Source organism: Micromonospora sp. NPDC049274, from assembly GCF_040678875.1.
Taxonomy (GTDB): Bacteria; Actinomycetota; Actinomycetes; order Mycobacteriales; family Micromonosporaceae; genus Micromonospora.
In genome coordinates, this window is the sequence record NZ_JBFAQS010000023.1 from 35,663 (window position 1) to 52,128 (window position 16,466).

Annotated in this window: 15 protein-coding genes and 3 pseudogenes; 9 read left to right on the forward strand and 9 right to left on the reverse strand. The window is 66.5% G+C overall.

Features of this window, described 5'->3' with window-relative positions; translation table 11 throughout:
- Positions 1-256: 256 nt before the first annotated feature.
- The 4 genes from AB0K10_RS30085 (at position 257) to AB0K10_RS30100 (ending at position 3,041) form a co-directional block, all read left to right on the forward strand.
- On the forward strand, positions 257-1,045 hold the full coding sequence (locus tag AB0K10_RS30085) for a hypothetical protein (RefSeq protein ID WP_363689103.1): 789 nt from the start codon (positions 257-259) through the stop codon (positions 1,043-1,045).
- Positions 1,003-1,443 carry a tyrosine-type recombinase/integrase gene (locus tag AB0K10_RS30090; RefSeq protein ID WP_363689105.1) on the forward strand — a complete coding sequence of 147 codons (441 nt, stop codon included), beginning with the start codon at positions 1,003-1,005 and terminating at the stop codon, positions 1,441-1,443. The genes AB0K10_RS30085 and AB0K10_RS30090 overlap by 43 nt, the downstream gene beginning before the upstream one ends.
- A 178-nt stretch (positions 1,444-1,621) precedes the next feature.
- The gene (locus AB0K10_RS30095) at positions 1,622-1,966 is read left to right on the forward strand and encodes a hypothetical protein (protein ID WP_363689107.1); all 345 of its coding nucleotides are present in this window, start codon (positions 1,622-1,624) and stop codon (positions 1,964-1,966) included.
- Positions 1,967-2,339: 373 nt separating this feature from the next.
- Positions 2,340-3,041 (forward strand): hypothetical protein, encoded by a 702-nt coding sequence (locus AB0K10_RS30100; protein ID WP_363689109.1) that lies wholly within the window; start codon positions 2,340-2,342, stop codon positions 3,039-3,041.
- Between the two features lie 46 nt (positions 3,042-3,087).
- Here AB0K10_RS30100 and AB0K10_RS30105 read toward each other — a convergent pair.
- The 3 genes and pseudogenes from AB0K10_RS30105 to AB0K10_RS30115 form a co-directional block, all read right to left on the reverse strand.
- Positions 3,088-3,652: pseudogene (locus AB0K10_RS30105) on the reverse strand (integrase core domain-containing protein); the annotation flags it as partial.
- A 58-nt stretch (positions 3,653-3,710) separates the two neighbouring features.
- The gene (locus tag AB0K10_RS30110) at positions 3,711-6,845 is read right to left on the reverse strand and encodes an RICIN domain-containing protein (RefSeq protein ID WP_363689111.1); all 3,135 of its coding nucleotides are present in this window, start codon (positions 6,843-6,845) and stop codon (positions 3,711-3,713) included.
- 567 nt (positions 6,846-7,412) lie between these two features.
- Positions 7,413-7,808, reverse strand: a pseudogene (locus tag AB0K10_RS30115) (tyrosine-type recombinase/integrase); the annotation flags it as partial.
- 210 nt (positions 7,809-8,018) lie between these two features.
- Here AB0K10_RS30115 and AB0K10_RS30120 point away from each other — a divergent pair.
- The gene (locus tag AB0K10_RS30120) at positions 8,019-8,594 is read left to right on the forward strand and encodes a hypothetical protein (protein WP_363689113.1); all 576 of its coding nucleotides are present in this window, start codon (positions 8,019-8,021) and stop codon (positions 8,592-8,594) included.
- Positions 8,595-9,158: 564 nt separating this feature from the next.
- Here the strand turns inward: AB0K10_RS30120 and AB0K10_RS30125 are convergent.
- The gene (locus AB0K10_RS30125) at positions 9,159-9,620 is read right to left on the reverse strand and encodes a GNAT family N-acetyltransferase (RefSeq protein WP_363689115.1); all 462 of its coding nucleotides are present in this window, start codon (positions 9,618-9,620) and stop codon (positions 9,159-9,161) included.
- A 146-nt stretch (positions 9,621-9,766) separates the two neighbouring features.
- Here AB0K10_RS30125 and AB0K10_RS30130 point away from each other — a divergent pair, with 146 nt between their 5' ends.
- Positions 9,767-10,234 carry an NUDIX hydrolase gene (locus tag AB0K10_RS30130; protein WP_363689117.1) on the forward strand — a complete coding sequence of 156 codons (468 nt, stop codon included), beginning with the start codon at positions 9,767-9,769 and terminating at the stop codon, positions 10,232-10,234.
- 154 nt (positions 10,235-10,388) lie between these two features.
- Here AB0K10_RS30130 and AB0K10_RS30135 read toward each other — a convergent pair whose 3' ends face one another.
- Both AB0K10_RS30135 and AB0K10_RS30140 read right to left on the reverse strand, forming a co-directional pair.
- Positions 10,389-10,679: a hypothetical protein gene (locus AB0K10_RS30135; protein WP_363689119.1), complete on the reverse strand. Its 291-nt coding sequence runs from the start codon at positions 10,677-10,679 to the stop codon at positions 10,389-10,391.
- 128 nt (positions 10,680-10,807) lie between these two features.
- Positions 10,808-11,770, reverse strand: coding sequence for a YafY family protein (locus tag AB0K10_RS30140; protein WP_363689121.1), 963 nt, complete (start codon positions 11,768-11,770; stop codon positions 10,808-10,810).
- Between the two features lie 62 nt (positions 11,771-11,832).
- Here AB0K10_RS30140 and AB0K10_RS30145 point away from each other — a divergent pair, with 62 nt between their 5' ends.
- Positions 11,833-12,807 (forward strand): NAD(P)H-binding protein, encoded by a 975-nt coding sequence (locus tag AB0K10_RS30145; protein WP_363689123.1) that lies wholly within the window; start codon positions 11,833-11,835, stop codon positions 12,805-12,807.
- Between the two features lie 508 nt (positions 12,808-13,315).
- A pseudogene (locus AB0K10_RS30150) lies at positions 13,316-13,455 on the forward strand (IS256 family transposase); the annotation flags it as partial.
- Between the two features lie 105 nt (positions 13,456-13,560).
- Here AB0K10_RS30150 and AB0K10_RS30155 read toward each other — a convergent pair.
- A complete protein-coding gene (locus AB0K10_RS30155) occupies positions 13,561-14,034 on the reverse strand; it encodes a MarR family transcriptional regulator (protein ID WP_363689125.1) in 474 nt (157 codons plus the stop codon).
- 224 nt (positions 14,035-14,258) lie between these two features.
- Between AB0K10_RS30155 and AB0K10_RS30160 the strand changes: the two genes are divergently transcribed.
- Positions 14,259-15,191, forward strand: a complete 933-nt coding sequence (locus tag AB0K10_RS30160) for an NADP-dependent oxidoreductase (protein ID WP_363689127.1) — start codon at positions 14,259-14,261, stop codon at positions 15,189-15,191.
- A 547-nt stretch (positions 15,192-15,738) separates the two neighbouring features.
- Here AB0K10_RS30160 and AB0K10_RS30165 read toward each other — a convergent pair.
- Positions 15,739-16,092 carry a hypothetical protein gene (locus tag AB0K10_RS30165; RefSeq protein ID WP_363689129.1) on the reverse strand — a complete coding sequence of 118 codons (354 nt, stop codon included), beginning with the start codon at positions 16,090-16,092 and terminating at the stop codon, positions 15,739-15,741.
- Between the two features lie 11 nt (positions 16,093-16,103).
- Positions 16,104-16,424 (reverse strand): hypothetical protein, encoded by a 321-nt coding sequence (locus tag AB0K10_RS30170; protein ID WP_363689131.1) that lies wholly within the window; start codon positions 16,422-16,424, stop codon positions 16,104-16,106.
- Between the last annotated feature and the right edge of the window lie 42 nt (positions 16,425-16,466).

Genomic DNA, 16,466 nt, shown 5'->3' on the forward strand with positions numbered 1-16,466 from the left:
TTGTGCATGGGGAGCGCGGACTGAGTGACTAACTGGGTGACGACCGCGACGGACACACACGGACGTGCGGGGATGATGTCGGACGGTATTCACTGCTCAGCGTTCGTCCGATGCCAGCTCACGAGATCGTGTCGGTTGCCTGGGAGTCAAGGGGTCGTCGGTTCGAATCCGGCCGTCCCGACTGGTATTCACCAGCGGATATAGAAGATCATGAGTGAACTTGCGGTAACGCTGGCGGTAACGGAGATCGCTTAACGTGGGTTGCATCCCTCGATCCCGTTACTGCGGGAGTGCAGCCGCATGGCTGTCTACAACTACCGCCTCGCCAACGGCCAGACCCGCTGATTCTTCATCATCGACCTTCCGCCCGACGCGAACGGGCGGCGCCGCCAGCACAAGCGGCAGGGGTTCCCCAATCAGGCCGCCGCGCAGAAGGCGGAAGAGGACGCGCGCGGCCTTCGGCGGCGCCGACCTCAGGGCTGACGGCAGCGTCGCCGCCGAACTGGAGAGCTGGCTCAACGAGCGCGAGCTGGATGCCCAGGAGACGACGCTCAGCAACTACCGGGACATCATGCGCTGCTACGTGGTGCCGCACATCGGCACGCGGCAGCTCTACGCTCTCGACAATCGAGCGATCCACGAGCTGTACAAGAAGCTGCTGAAGAGTGGGGGCAAGAACGGCGGCCCGCTGTCGTCGACCACCGTCCGGATCGTGCACCGGGTCATGATGAAGGCGTTGAGCGACCTTGGGGTCAACGTCGATGGTGTGCGGCAACCTCGGCAGGTCGAGCGGGAGACGATGGGACGCAAGGGCGTCTGGACGCCCGCGCCGTCAGCGAAGTTCCTCAAGTACCACGCCGTCCACCGGCTCCGTGCCGCCTGGGTGCTGGCGATCGTCGTCGGCCCCCGCCGTGCAGAGTTGGCCGGTCCAAGTGGCCGCGTGTGGATCTCGACCGGGGTGTGTTGCTGCTGCACTGACAGCGCACCACGACCAGCAACGGCGTGGTCGAGAAGTCACCCAAGGGCAAGAGCAAGCGGGCGGTAGCGCTCGGGCCAGCCCTGGTAGCGGAGCTGGACGCTCACCGGACGCGCCAGACGGTCGAGAAGGGCGACGCCGGAGTTCTGTACCACGACGGCGGATACCTGTTCTGCCGGGAGGACGGGGAGCCGTACTACCCGAAGTACTTCACTGGCCAGTGGGCGAAGGCGTGCGCTGACGCCGACGTTCCGATGATCTCGCTCCACGATGCGCGGCACACCTCCGCTACCGCCGGTGCTGGCGCTGGCGTTCCCGAGCACGTGATGCAGCGGCGGCTTGGTCACGCCGACAGTCGTACGACGCGGGAGATCTACACCCATGTGTTGCCGGAGAGGGAACGGAAGGCTGCGGAGCTAATGGAGGCGGTGCTCGGCGACGCCGCAAGCTGGTCGCCCAGGCCGTAGCTGTGCTGGAAACGCCCGCTCACGCTTGGTCGTACTGCCTGCTTGCCCCGGTCTTTCCTCCCCGGTGGCAAACCGGCTTCCCTGCTGTCGGCAGGGCTTAGCCGCCACTGGATGCTGTGGCTGATGCCGATACCTGTCGCGGTGCTTTGCAGTGGCAACGCACCGCGCAACCGGCTGAGTGCATCGTGAGGTTGACGTCGATACCGGCGTCCGTACGACCTCAGGGGAGGGCGCCGACGATGCAACCACCACAAGCGACGAACACACGCCGGGCCGTGTGCAGGGGCATGCTTGGGCGATCGACGAGGTACGGGATCTCGGTGTCACCACCGATGTGGAGACCGCCGCGGCGATCTTGGGTATCGGACGTACCAAGGCCTATGAGCTGGCCTGTGAGCAAGTCCGAATGAGCGCTGTGGCCAGTTGGTGTCCCCGCGTCGACCGCTCCACCATCGAGCGCGCGGAACATCGCGAAGTTATCGCCCGCTTGAGCGGTAATCGGTTCGCCGTTCCAGACGGATGAGTAGCGCATTCCGCAGCAGCTGAACGATTGACCGCATGTGGGCGGGGCCAAGCCTGAGCTCGCTGCGGGGTTATCGGCGTTAAGTGCTGGATCAGGTCACCGCCCGGGACCCGGCGTTCACGGTGGCGCTGGAGGTGACGCTTCAGCAGGCGGCAGACTTGCCTTTGATGACAAGTCCTCAGGCACGTGTCGGCGTCCGGTTGGAGGTTTGCGGATGACGACCATGGTGGCCAGCGGCTCGCAAGATAGGTCCGGACGTTTCCGCCTGCGATCGTCCGGAAGTACTTTGCGGTCTCCCGGTGTGGCGGAGAGGCGCGAACGGTGGCGGTAGGGTTCGAACGCTGATGTCGTCCGGGTCTCTGGGAGTCGAAGCGTGAGCGAGGACGTGCAAGACCTGCTGGACGGGCTGATCCAGCAGCTTTGCCCCGACTGGTCGTGTGAGTTTCCCGGGCCGCTGGCACCCGACCACGAGCGATTCGAGTTGATCGCGGCGAAACGTATGCAGGTCGCGCGAGTGCTTAGGCGTCGGCCGGATCGGGCGGCCGCGCTCTCGGAGCAGGTGCTGGCGACGATCGTGGCCGACGAGGATTCGAGCTGCAACCGCCAACTCGTCGCACCGCTCGTGACCGCGATCGGGCGTAGCGCCGTGTTGGCCGGCCTGCTGTCGTACGCGCGCTCGGGCAGTCCGGCGCAGCAGGCCGGCGCGGCGCGCGGCTGGTACTGGGCGCAGCCCACCCTCGTCTACCCCACACGCGCGGACCTCGACAACCGACGGCCAACCGCAGCCAGCCAGGCGGAGTGGGACGAAATGGCCGACCTGTGCCGAGCCTTCCGCATCGCCTGCCTGACCGCCTTCCTCGCCACCGACGACGTGCGCGCGCGAGCGGATCTGGCGATGCGATTCACGCTCAACCCCGAGGACTACCCGCCTGAGCTGGCGGCGGAGGTCGACGAGGCCAGAAGTATCGCCGCCGGCGATCCGCAGCGATACCGGCGGCTGCTCACGGATACGACCGAGGCCGGGCTGTCCCAACTCGGTGCGCGACCACTGCGCCCGGTCCTGCCGGATCCGTGAGCGGCCGCCACAGAGCCAGCACGGGCACGCCAGCAGCGGGGATGCCCTAGGTGTACTGCCCAGGGAGGTTGGTTAAGCGCTGATGGGTGGGCGTTTGCCGATCGCGGTGTGGGACCTGTGGTGGTTGTACTCGTGTAGCCAGGCGGGCAGTGCGTTTCGGCGGGCTGACTCGCTGGAGTACATCCGTTTGAATGCCCAGCCCTGGGCCATGGTGCGGTGGAAGCGTTCGATTTTGCCGTTGGTTTGCGGGCGGTAGGGGCGGGTGCGTTTTGCGGTGATGTCGAGTTGGGTGCAGGCGTCTCGCCAGGCGTGGCTGCGGTAGCAGCTGCCGTTGTCGGAGAGCACTCGTTGGGTGACGACGCCGCGGTCGTGGAACCAGGTGACCGCTCTGCGTCGTCGTGGATTTCGGCGTAGGCGACGCGGCTGTGGTCGTCGATGACGGTATGCACGAATGCAGTGCCGATCATCGGGTTGTAGTGCTTGCTGCGCGGCTTGCCCGCGGTGGCGTTGCGGTTCTTCTTGCCTTCGGCTCGGCCGACGTAGCGCCAGCCGCCGCCGTCGGGGATGTTTCCGAGCTTCTTGACGTCTACGTGCAATATCGCCCCATAGCGACGCAGTGCAGACGGCCTGTGCAGGATGAGCCCTGTTGGCCGTCCGGCGCGACCGGCATCACGGCCGGACAACCCCGACGGCATCCACGACGAGACTGCCGCTGCGCACCATGATCTCCACGGTGTGCGTGCCGGCGCCGAGGTTGCGCAGGGCGTACGTCTGATAGAACTCGGGAGAGGCGAGCGTGCTCGCTGCGGAGTTGACCACCGTACCGTCCACCCTGACCTGCAGGACGGCCGAGCCGTTGTTCGGCCCGATGATGTCCAGTCCGGTGCCGGCGAACGTGTAGGTCAGCGTCGAGCCGCTTCCCTGGCTGGTTGACAGGCTCCGCTGAACGTTGTACATCCCCTTACCGTTTTCGTGCGCCCAGGACCCGCCGTACACCAGCTTCCTGGCGGGCGGGTTGGCCAGGTCGGACATCTCCAGGTTGTCCAGCACCTCGGAGTAGTACGGCGGGCTTCCGTCGACCGTCTCCACCCGGAGGTTGTCAAACCGGGTGAAGTAGTAGCCGCTGCCCAGCGTGATCCGGCCGGACAGCTTGGGATTTGGGTCGGTGTAGGTGGCCAGCGTGACGCCGTCGAGGTAGGCGGTCACCGTGCTTCCGGCGCCCCTCAGCGCGATGTTGTGCCACGCGTTGTGAGCGGTGTTGAACCCACCGATCCGCACGCCGCCGGCGCCGCTGACCACATTGCCGCTGGCGACCGCGCTGTTGTTGACCAGCAACTGCCAGCCCCCGTCGAAGGTGAACCGCACCGAGTACGGCGCACCGTTGTCACCGTGCTGCTCGCGGATGCCCAGCCGGGCGTAGTTGGCGCCGTTCTGGGTGCTGCTGTTCTCGAAGGAGACGTCGACACTGGCCTTGTAGTTGAGCCACCGGCTGTCACCGATCCTGGTGACCGCGTCCCCCCCGTTCCACGCACCGCCCAGGCCCTGGCTCGGGCCGTCCAACTGCTGGCGCAGCACGTAATTGGTCGATCCGTCCGGCTGGTACGCCTCGAAGGCGCCGTTGCGGTCGCTGGCGTAGCGCGGGATGACGCTCCTGGCGCCGCCACGCGACGTGATGAAGTCCTCCGTGCCCGTGATGGTGCCGCCACTGCCGATCACCGGGACCGTCTTGCCGGAGTAGTCGAAGCCGTCGGCGTAGAGGATGTTGTCGCTGGTGCTCTGCACGTCGCCGGAGATGTCGGTGTCCAGCACGGTGCGCTGGCCCTCCACCGGCAGGGGTTCCAGGTACTCGGGCTTGGTGTGGTTGGCCAGCGTCGTCACGGTGACGACCGAGTTCGGCCTGACCGTCACGGAGTACACCCCGCCGTCATCGGCCGTGACGCTGCCGAGGTGCTTCAGGTAGTTGGCGTTGAACGCCTGGCCGGGGTCGGCCGCGCGGGTTTCCCACAGTTGTAGGGCCGGAGCGCCGGAGTAGGCCATGTTCACCGGCTGGAGGCGGTACGACTGGGTGTACTCGCTGTCGTTCATGAAGACCGTGGAGAAGTTGCGCCTGTCGGGCGCGGCGAGCGTGAGATAGCTGGGCGTGCCGTTGCGTCCGACCACCGGGTTCGTCCCGGTCGCTCCGGTATAGCTGGATTCGGGGACGGCGCGCCAGATACCGGCCGTGTTGCTGGAGTTCTCCCAGCCGGTCTTGGCGAACCAGCTGAAGTGCCGCAGCACGTCGATGGCGGCGTCGTAGTGCAGCCAGCCCGACCAGGGATCACGGGCGCTGACGACCTCCTTGTAGGAGTACTGCCCACCCTCGTAGAAGGACCCGATGGCCGGTTGGTAAATGAAGTTGGTCCGGCGCGAGTTGACGAATCCCTTGATGATGGTGTTTCCCATCTCCAGCGCACTGTTGGTGCCGCCGATTCCGGTTCCGACCACCGACGGGGACCGCATGTTGTTGTTGGGGCGCAGGGCGGAATTGCCGAAGGTCGCCTGTGCTTCGCTGTTCCAGATCTCCTTGTCGTAGTCCATCGCCAGGCGCTTGAAGTTGCCGGCGCTGTCGTCGTCGGGGCTGTAGTGGTAGCCGGCCGCAGCCACCACGTCGCGCAGGCCGGCGTCGCTGATCATGCTGCCGCCGAACGACCCGACACCGACCTCGTCGGAGATGACGACCTTGAGCTGGTTGTACCGGGATTGCTCTGTCGAGTTGGCGAAGTCGGCACTGTCGGTCCTGACCCGGTTGGCATAGGTCTTGGTCCAGTTCAGGTCCGCCCCGCGCTCGTTGAGACCCGGATTGACGTAGTCGACCATGAAACCGTAGGTCCGGTACGCGCTCAGGATGGTCTTCTTGAACCAGGTGTAGACCTTGTCGTTGCTGTTCACCCAGCCGGGGGAGTTCCAGCGCAGCAGGGTCACCTTGACGTTCGGGTTGACCTTCTTCGCGTCGGCCGCGAGTTGGAAGCCCTGCGCACGCTTGACGTTGGGGGTCTCGGACTCCCAACGCATGGTCGAGGGGTCCGGTCCGGTGGAGTTGTTGCGGTCGTTGCCCATCTCGATCTTCACGTTGGTGAAGACCGGACTCTCCCCACCGAAAAGGACCCGCAGCAGCTGCGCGTACGCGGTCGGGCTCTGGGCCTTGTAATCCATCAGCAACTCGCTGGTGCTGTTGGCGCTGAGCGCACCGAAGCCCTTGAACGTCAGGCCGTTGACGTTGCCGGCGCGGATGTTGTTGCCGTCCACCGTGATCGTGCCCGATCCCGGAGTCGACACGTCGGTGACGATCCACTGCTGGTTGGTGCTGCCGCTGTTCGCGTACTGGACGAGGTTGGCGCCGTCGGACGTGCTGCCCCCGCCATCCAGGTACAGCCCGTTGGCCCGGTTCCTGAACTTGGTGTAGCCGCCGGAGTCCTCCCGGATCCACTGCTGGTTGGTGCTGCCGCTGCCACTCCACTGGCCGCAGATGGATCCGCCCGTCGTGCGGCCCATCCCGTCCAGGTACAGGCCGGTGGCCCGATTCTTGATCTGCACGTAGTCGCCGACGGCATCGATCGTCCACTGCTGGTTGTCGCTGGACGACGAGGAGTACTGGCCGACTGCGGCGCCGTTGGTGGTCCGGCCCATGCCGTCGATGAACTTGCCGGTGGTCCGGTTGCCCAGTTTGACGTAGGCGGCGGCCGCCTCCATGGTCAGGCCCACTGGCGTGGATGCGACCGGCATGGCCACCACGTACGTCAGGACAAGCGCTGCGATCGACAGCATGCTCAGCGTGGTGGGCCTGACGCGGGCACGGCGCGGGCAGGCTACTCCCGGAGTCTGCCGAGGCGGAGCGGATCGAGGGCTGGTCATGAGATCTCCAGTCAACCGGTCAAGGTGTGGCAGCCGACGCCTCGGGCTCGCCGGCCTGCGGTGTCCAGAGGTGGCACGCCATCGTCTGATCGCATCGAACCATATATATGCCATCCGGACTAGAGATGCCAGGAAACGGACCGAGACGTTCAAGAAAGTTCAGACTCGAACATCCGGCCGTCAGGCTGGAGGACCGCGACGGATCCACCCAGCGGTCGGGGGCCACGCTGGGGACAAGGTGGGGACGGCGAAGTGGACCGCGTCGAGGTGCAGGTTCGGCCAGCGCACTGCGGACAGGAGGGTTGCCACAGGTTCGGTTGGCACCCATGCCGTGAGGCGGGCGCGGCACGGTGGCAAGGAGAGCGGGGCGATCAGACCCGGCGGGGTTCGGTCTGGGTCCGACAGACGAAAAGCCCTGACCAGCCCTTCCGCTGGTCAGGGCTTCCTGATGAGGGGTGGCGACGGGCTTGCGAAAGGTGCGGGGGTGACCCAGGTGAGGTCGGTGTCGGCGCAGGCCTCACGCCACTGACGGCGGACGTTGTTGGGTGACAGCCAGGTGCCGCGTCGGGAGGCGAAAATCGGCGTCGTGGAGTTGTCGGCGGGTTCGAGCCTGCGGGCCAGCAGCGTGCCGACGGCGAACCGGGGCAGGACGACCGTCCGCCAGCCGGCGTCGCTCTTGGTTCAGGGTTGGCAGGTGAAGCCCTGGCCTTTGACGAAGACGAGCGTGCCGCAGATTGTCAGGATGGGGCATTCGGCGGCGAGGTCGAGGTCCTCCCCTCGCAGGGCGAGGATCTCACCGATGCGGGCGCCGGTGGCGAGCATGAGGTCGACGATGTCCGCCAGGTCGCCGCTGTGCCGTGGCCCAGGCTTGCCGGGATCGCAGCAGGTGATCTGCGTGAAGGGCTCTGGTGCTTTCCCACTACGCCGGAAAACACTGAGCGCACCGACAGCGTCCGCACATACCGCTGATGGGGCACCGCGTCCGTGACGGTGCTCCAAGCGACAAATGTGGCTCGTGGTCGCGCCAGTCCGAAGCGCGGGGATCCAGCCATCGACACTCGCCTCAACCTACTACCCTCAGGACTTGTGATAGCTGACCTGGCGGATGTCGTCGCGGCCTGCGGATCTGCGATCGCGGTTGTCGTGACGGTCGTATTCGCGCTACGCCAGCTGCGCTCGGCGCAGACCGCCAACCAGACCCTCGTCGCGATTGAGCTGCTGACCCGAGACCGATCCAGCGACGAGTTTCTACGCGCCGAGGACTTTGTCCTCAATGAGCTGACCGTCCGACACCCGCCACCCCATGTCAGCGTCAGTGACCTGCCGGCCGAGGCCCGTCACCATGTGGTCCGGCTATCTATGTACTACAACGGTCTGGGCCAGATGCTGGCTTTTGCGGCGGTCGATCCGAGGCTTCTCGTGGGTACGGTCAGCTACCGCTCCCGGCAGGCCTGGCGCGTCCTGGAGCCCTACATCCTCGCCGAGCGTGCCCAGCGCGGCGAGACGTACCTGTCACACTTCGAGCACCTCGTCTACATGGCCACGCACAACCCTTGGGCGGTGGCTGTACGCAAGTTCAACCTGAAGAGCTTCGGCAGCTATCCCGCCGAGCTCGGCATGAACGACGGTTCGGCGAAAGCGTCATCGGTGGTAGGGCAATAGGCCGTGTCGACCCACCGACGCGAACCCCTTGCCTGCGGTATGCGGGTCGCGGTGGGTAGGCGCAGGCTTTTTCTTGATGACGGGGCGTCCCCCGATGTGGGGGAGTGGGGCGCGGTGGAGTCCCGCGCTGCGCTGACGGCGCCCACTTCTGGCAATCAGGGACAAGGTCCGGGTGGCTTCGGATGCTAATAAGGGGTCGTCGGTTCGAATCCGGCCGTCCCGACGCAGGTGAGCAGGGCTTCTTGCCGGGTGACCTCTTCGGGCACCGGAAGAGCTGTCGGCGTACGGGTTGTACAGCCACGTACGCCACCGTTACCAGCAGCAGCCATCGATGTCCGCAAGTCAGCGGCGAGCCTACGCCAGCACACAGAAAGCACTGATTACACACGGGGCTGTCTGTCGCCCGCTCGGCGGCGTCCGGATCCGCCGATGTCGGTCCGCTCGCGTCGGCTTAGCAAGCCGGGGTCATCCATTGCTGGCATGTCCTCGATGGCCCGATGCTGTGCCACGTACTGCTTGGGGAGGAAGGCGAACCTCCGACGTGACAGGGGGTGGATCTGACCGTCACGTTCGCGCGGCAGCGGTTCCCGGAGCGCCGAAAATCTGATCCACGCCGTTGCTGTCGTCGTAGAGGTGAACGAAGCCAACTCGCTCGTAGAGCCAGCGCGCCGTGCTACCCCGGTCGATGGCAAGCCGGAAAGGCCTCACGTCACGGTGGGCGTCCATGACGTGCCGGAGTACCTGACCGCCTATGCCCTGACCCTGAATCGCAGGATCAAGATAGAAGTGCTCTATCCACTGCGCATCGACCTCGGGCCGCACGGCGATGACACCCACCGGCTTCTCGTCGACCTCAATGATGTCGGTGTTGGCAGGAACGTAGGTGTCCAGGAACCGGCGGCGAGCCCACTCCATATCCCACAGTCCCAGGCGTTCCAGGTCTGGGCGCATGGCGCGCGCCTTGAGGTCAGCAAGCCATTCCGCATCCGCGGACAGCGCCGGACGAAGCCTCCATGCTCTATCCATGGAGGAAGTATGTCGCGCCCGCGCCCGCGCCCAGCATCCGCATCTGCCGCCGACCGCGCGGTTGTGTCGATGAGCGTGCACCTGATCGCCTGCGCATGGACCAGATACGATCCCAACGGTGGCGTAGGGTCCGGCCGGAGGTGCCGATGAGTTTCCGGCTGGCGGCTTATGCCGTGTGCATCGAGGATGGGCGGGTACTGCTCGCCCGCTATGTATCACCGACCGGCGACACCAACTGGACCCTTCCGGGGGGCAAGGTGGAGCACGCGGAGGATCCGTTCGATGCGGTGATCCGCGAGGTCGCCGAAGAGACCGGCTGCGACGCGCTGGTTGAACGCTTGCTGGGCGTGGACTCGAGGGTGATTCCCGCCACCGAGGCGCGGCTGGGAATCAAGCACCAGAACATCGGCATCTTCTACCGAGTCCGCATTACTGGTGGCACACTGCGCCCCGAGCCGAACGGCGAAACCGTCGAGTCGGTCTGGACCTCAATACCGGATGTGGCCCGCCTGCGCCGATCGTCGCTGGTCGACGTCGGGCTGGCACTCGCGCAGACCCTTCCCCCGACCGGCCACGTCGTCCCCGTCCCGGTCGGTGGCCTGCTCCAGCACTGAGTCCGCCGCCGGTGCAGCTGCACGGTTTCGCTGGACGTGAGGCAAGACGCGGTACTGACGCCCAACGTAGACCCAGATGCCGCGGACCCGCCGACTGGCGAATTTCGGCGCTCGCATCTGCCGCGAAGGACGCACCAATAGGCGTGCAAGGCCGTCAACTGGACAGCTGGAGTAGCTTCTCCAGCCCGGCCCGCAGCTTACGCCGCGCCGCCGGCTTCACCGCGAGCCGGAACCGCAGCCAACCATCGACGTCGGGGAGCTCCAACTTGCTGGCAGCATCCTCGGTGAACTGCAAGGCCAGCTCGTCGTCGGACAGTTCCCACCCGCGGAGGCCAGCCTCCACCAAGCTGTGGGCGGGCTCAAAGCACACGGTGTCTGGCTCATCCTCATGGGGGCCGTGCTGGATGACGATCCCGCGCCCGGTGCCATCAGCGTGCTCGGCCACCCAGAGCGAGAAGATGCCGTCGACCGGCCCCGAACCAGCCAACCGGAGCTTGTGGGGCGGGCCGCCCGCGCACCACGGGCAGTCGATCGGCTCCGGCTCCTATCCGCTTCGCCACACGGGCTGTTGCCTCATGTGCCGCCAGCGGCTCGTCGGTACCGGTTGGCGAGCATGTTCAGGTGAGCGATGAGCTCCGGCGGCTCGATGACCTTGAAGTCGGCGCCGAGCAGTCCGAACCAGACAGCAAGCTGCTCGAGGTTGTCCGACCCCGTCCGCACCTGGCAGCGGTTGTCGTCTATCACCTCCACCGGTCCTACGGCGGGTGGAAGTCGCTCCAAGACGACATCGGCGGGTAGGTGAACGATGATCGTCGCCCGGTGTCGCCACGCCGCGCTGCCGATGCCCCGCATCACGTACGTTCCGATGTCCGCATCCGGCAGCGGGCGAGCGAGGAATCGAGGCCCGTGCGGTAGGCGCAGCGCCATGCGGTCGACCCGGTACGTGCGCCAGTCCTTACGCTGGATGTCCCAGCCGACGAGGTACCAGCGTCTACCCCAATTGACCAGGCGGTAGGGCTCGGCCTCGCGTCGGGACTCGACGGAGTCGTGGGAGCGGTAGTCGAAGCGCAGGCGTTGCTGGTCTCGGCACGCTGCGGCGATCTCACTGAGCGTAGAGGCCGCCACCTGGCTGTCATCGGCGCCGGAAGAGACAGCGACGCTGTAGTTCTGTAGAGCGTTGATCCGGTTACGCAGTCGTGTGGGCAGTACCTGTTCGAGTTTGGCCAGGGCGCGGGAGGAGGATTCCTCGATTCCGGCCACGGAAGGTGTGGCGGTGCGCAGTCTGATGGCGATCGCGACAGCTTCGTCATCCTCGAGCAGCAGCGGCGGCAGATTGGCCCCGGCGGCGAGGCGGTAGCCACCGTCAGTGCCGAAGGTGGCGTGCACTGGGTAGCCGAGAGCACGGAGGCGCTCCACGTCGTTACGAACGGTTCTCGTTGTCACACTCAGCCGCTCGGCCAGTTCCGTGCCGCTCCACCTGCGCGGGGTCTGCAGCAAGGACAGCAGGCGGAGCAACCGCGCCGACGTCTCCAACATGCCGGAAGTTTCCCACGCCAGTAGGAACCTAATGTTCCTAGTGGGCTGCCAGAGTCAGTGGCATGGGCAACACGAAGGCAGCACCGGGGCGCCGAACCGGACTATTTGCTGTCCTCGCGGCGAGGGTCATGAATCTGCTTGATGCCCAACCATGTGACAGCCGACTTTCGATCTTTCATCACGCCACACTGTTTCTGGAGCAACCAATGATTTTAGTAACTGCGGCAACTGCGCCGGTGGGCCGGTCCATTGTCGAGCGGTTGGTACTGATCGGCGTGCCGGTGCGGGCGCTGACCCGTCATCCCCAGCAGGTCGACCTCCCCGCAGGCGCCGAGGTCGTAGCGGGAGACATGAATGATCCCGCAAGTCTGGCGGTTGCGGTAAAGGACGTGGATGGGGTTTTCGTCCTTGCCATGGGGCCTGGGGTGCCAGAACTTATCGAGGCGGCGAAGAACGCCGGCGTCAAGCGGGTTGTGTTCCAGTCAACGGCGGAGATCGACGACAACGCCGAGCAGCAGCCTAACGACATCGCGGTGTTACACCACGGGATCGAGCAGGCGATCATCGACTCTGGCATGCAATGGACCTTCCTGCGGCTGGACCTCAACTCTGCCGACGCGCTGCATTGGGCCTTCGACGTCCCCGGCCAGCTCGCTGGCGGAGATGTCGTTCGCGGTCCCTTCGCGGACGCTGCCGGCTCGCCCATTCACCCCGCAGACCTCGCCGCGATTGCCGTGGTGGCGCTGACGCAGGACGGGCACAGCGGGCAGCGGTACCACGTCACTGGACCACAGTCGTTGACGCACCGAGAGCAGATTGAGCTGATCGGCAAAACCCACGGCCGGGAGCTGCGCTACAAGGAGATCGATCCCGCCGCCGCCCGCGCGGAGATCGCCCCACATGCGCCAGCGGATTTGCTCTTCGCCACCTGGGAGGCGCACGTCAACAAGGAGGCACCGGTCACGGACGCGATCGAGCGAATCACGGGCCGCGCGCCCCGGAGCATGCGCGAGTGGGCCGAGGCGCACCCGGCCTAAGGTGACCCCGATCGGGCGGCGGCGGTACATCGCCGCTGCCGGTTAGGGCGTCAGCAGGACCGACTGGGTTACGAAACCGGTCAGGGCCCGCCGCACGCCTTCCTCCACCGATCCCGGCTCCCGCTGAGTGCGGAAGCCCTAAGGATTCGGCAAGCCGGTGCGTACTGCGGATCGGGGGAGCGGATGGGGAGCACCGGGTGCCGTAAAGGGCCTGGAACTGCGTCCAACGGCAACGAGCGACGCTCAACAGCACCCACCCCTGCCTGCGGCTCCACGTTTCCACAGGTCAGATGCGGTGCAGCCTCCTGTTTCAGCGGAGTGCTCCGCGGTTCTGCCTGTTAGCCGACAACGCTCTATGTGTCCTGGCAGGGGAGTGTGCACAGGTCAAGGCGGTATGGAACCGTCTGTTGCCCGAGCCTTGCAACTGGCTGCCGGTTGGCGAAGTGGTCTCCGCGCCCGAAGTGCTCACCGACGAAGGTCAGGGACGAGGGCTTTGAGTGTCCTGCACCGCACCAAAGTCACCAAAGGGCACGGCTCGAAGGCCGCCGGCCTGGCCATGGCGTTCAAACTGATCGAGGCCGCCCAGACTCGCTGGCGCGCGGTCAACGCGCGCATCTCGTCGCGCTGGTCCGCGCGGGCGCCCGCTTCGAACACGGCATACCGTTCCGCCATGCCGACCGCTCATATCGCCGTTGCCAACACGGAGCCCTGGGACCCGGGCTGAGGTGTCGAGCTCAGTTCGGTGGGCGTCGTTCACCGGCCGTCGAGTTGCTCGCGTGCCAGAGCGGCGATGCGGGAGAGCGCGGCGCCGAGGTGGCGTTGCTGTGCAGCGCTGAGTGGGTCGAACACCAGTTGCCTGACCCGCTCGACGTGAGCTGGGGCGCTGTCCTCGACTTTATGCAGTCCGGCGTCAGTCAGGGTCGCGAGGGTGTACCGGCCGTTGTCTGGGTCAGGGTATCGGGTGACCCACCCCTGCTGCTCGAAACGGACCATCAGCTTGGACAGCCGTGGTTGCGTGCTGTCGCACTGCGCGGCCAGGTCGCTGAGCCGCATCGTGTGCGTCTCGGTCATGGACAGCCGAGCCATCACGCTGTACTCGAAGTTCGAGATGCCCTCGTCCCGCTGCAACTGGCGGTCCAGCAGCGTGGGCAGCGCGATGACCACGGTGCGCAAGTCCTGCCACAGCTTCTGCTGCTCGTCGTCGAGCCATCGGGGGGTGCCGGTCATAAGCGCAGCTTACTTGACTGGGCAACCCTGGCACCCAGATGCCTTTCGCTGCTCAGAGGCAGGCACTGACCCGGTCGGTCTCTGTGATGCCACGCACCTTGACTTGCCTAGGCAAGTCAAGCACACTCGTGCACAGTTGCCCAGGCAAGTGCGGCGGCGTCGCGGCGTCCGGAGATTCCCCCGTTCGCCACGGATCGACACCCCGAAACCATGAGGAGAGTGCAGTGAAGGCTATTCGCTACCACGAGTTCGGCAGCACCGAAGTCCTGCGCCAGGAGGAGGTGGAGCGTCCGGTCCCCGGCGCCGGCCAAGTGCTGGTGAAGGTGGTGGCCACCTCGTTCAACCCCGTCGACGACCACATCCGGCTGGGTGTCCTCGCTGAGATGATCCCCACCGCGCTGCCGATCACCCCCGGCCTCGACGTCGCGGGCACCGTTGCCGAGCTCGGCGACGGAGTCAGCGGACTGCAGGTCGGCGACCCGATCATCGCCATGTTCCCGCTGCATGAGCACGGCGGAGCCGCCGAGTACGCGGTCGTGGCGGCCGACCTGGTGACCGCCGCGCCCCGCAGCATCCCCCTGACCGACGCCGCCTCACTACCCCTGACCGGGCTGGCCGCTCGCCAAGCAGCCGTCGAGCTCGCCGGGATCAAGACCGGCCAGACCGTTCTCGTCAACGGGGCAGGCGGAGCGGTGGGAAGCATCGTGGTCCAGCTCGCCGTCGAAGCCGGCGCTAAGGTGACCGCCGTCGACGGCCCCCAGCATGCCGACCGCCTGAACGGCTACGGTGCGGAGAAGGTCGTCGGCCCGCTGGACCTCGACGCAGGCCCGGCCCCTGTCGGTGGTCCCTTCGACGTGGTGGTGAACCACGTACGCCTGGCTCCCGAGGACCTCGCGAAGCTGACCCCCTACGTGGCCGACGGCGGCGTCGTCGTCAGCTCCGCCGGCCCGGTGCCGGCCGACGACGCACGCTCGGTACGCACGGCCGGCGTGTGGGTCGGCCCCGACGCCTCCCACCTGGCCGACCTCGTCTCCCGCATCGACAACGGCGTACTCAAGCTGCACATCGCCGACCGCCGGCCGCTGGAGGAACTGCCGACCGTCCACCAGGATGCAAGCAACGGCAAGCTGCTCGGCAAAACAGTCATCGTCGTCTGACGCCACGCCGCGTCCACGTCCACCATCGAAGCCCCTCTTCGGTGGTGGATGGTGGACGCCGAGGTATACGGAGTAGCCCGGCCGGCCGGTCGGAGCTGCGGCCAACTCGGCGTCATTCGCAGCCGCCCGGCGACCGGCGCTCCGTCTTTCGCGTTCGGAGGGCTGCCATCGGTGACTGCGCGGACATCACGTCGCAGCTGACTTGTGCGCCAGCCGCCGTCGCGCTGCGCAGCCTTGTCGTCTACCCGACGGCCGGCAGGTGGGGCGTCGTGAGGGCGGCGCCATGCCTCGGTGAAGATCGAAGAATTGGGCGACGGGGCGTCTGTTGCCTCTGCTGTGATCGCGTTCGGTGCGGGTGTTCTGGCGTGGCTGGGGTGGAGGGCGGCTGCCGGTGCACGCTGCGACCAGGCCGCCGCCGAGGAACGGCGCAGGCACCGGGAGATACGGTCCATGCTGGAAGTGACGCCGGCGCGAGGGGAACGCCGGACACGGGGCTGCTGGTGGTCAAGCTGGTTGGCCCGCGTGAGGTGGAACGGTACGACTGGATTCAGTTGACCATCCGTGACGACGGCAAGAACCGCATCCCGCGCGGCGACGTCACCGCTGAGGCGATCCGCGAGCAGGTATGGAGGCCGTACCGGCAACGCCCCAGCGTGGACGGCGCGGACCGGGAAGGGCGTGCCGCCCGGTTGAGGGCGCCGCTCAGGCACACGCTGCGGATCAGGAGCGTCGCCACGGTGATGCCGGCCGTCAAGCCGAACTGCGCCCACGCCTCCCCGTTGGCCGACGAGGGCTTGTCGTCGTGGATCGTCACCGCGACCCGGTTCTCGCCTGGCCGCAGCTCGATCCTGAAGTCGTCCGGCGCGCCGTTCGACGTCGACACGTCGTACACCTTGCGCACCAGGCACTCGCTCAGTTCCTCCGCGCTGAGCTGCTTGACGTCGCCCTCGCACAGAACGCCCCGCTTGAACAGGTCGTCGTCGTGCTCAACAGGAAGCCCTGGACGCTGTCGTGGTACTGGGCGTCGTAGCTCTCGTTAAACCCCTCCTCGATCAGGGGTTCCTCGTTCGCGGAATAGCTGAACTCATACACCTGCGTGTACGCGTCCGCGGCCCGGGCGGACGTCGCGACCATCCCCACCGAGACCAGGACGGCGGCGAGGATCGCCGCGACCGCCGTGGTGCCACCACCGTCCGCCGACCTCGGGTGAAGGGCCGTCTTCGAAGGGCTCAAGGAAATGCCGGGAGACGCGGGATGCGCCAGATGGTGGTGGCA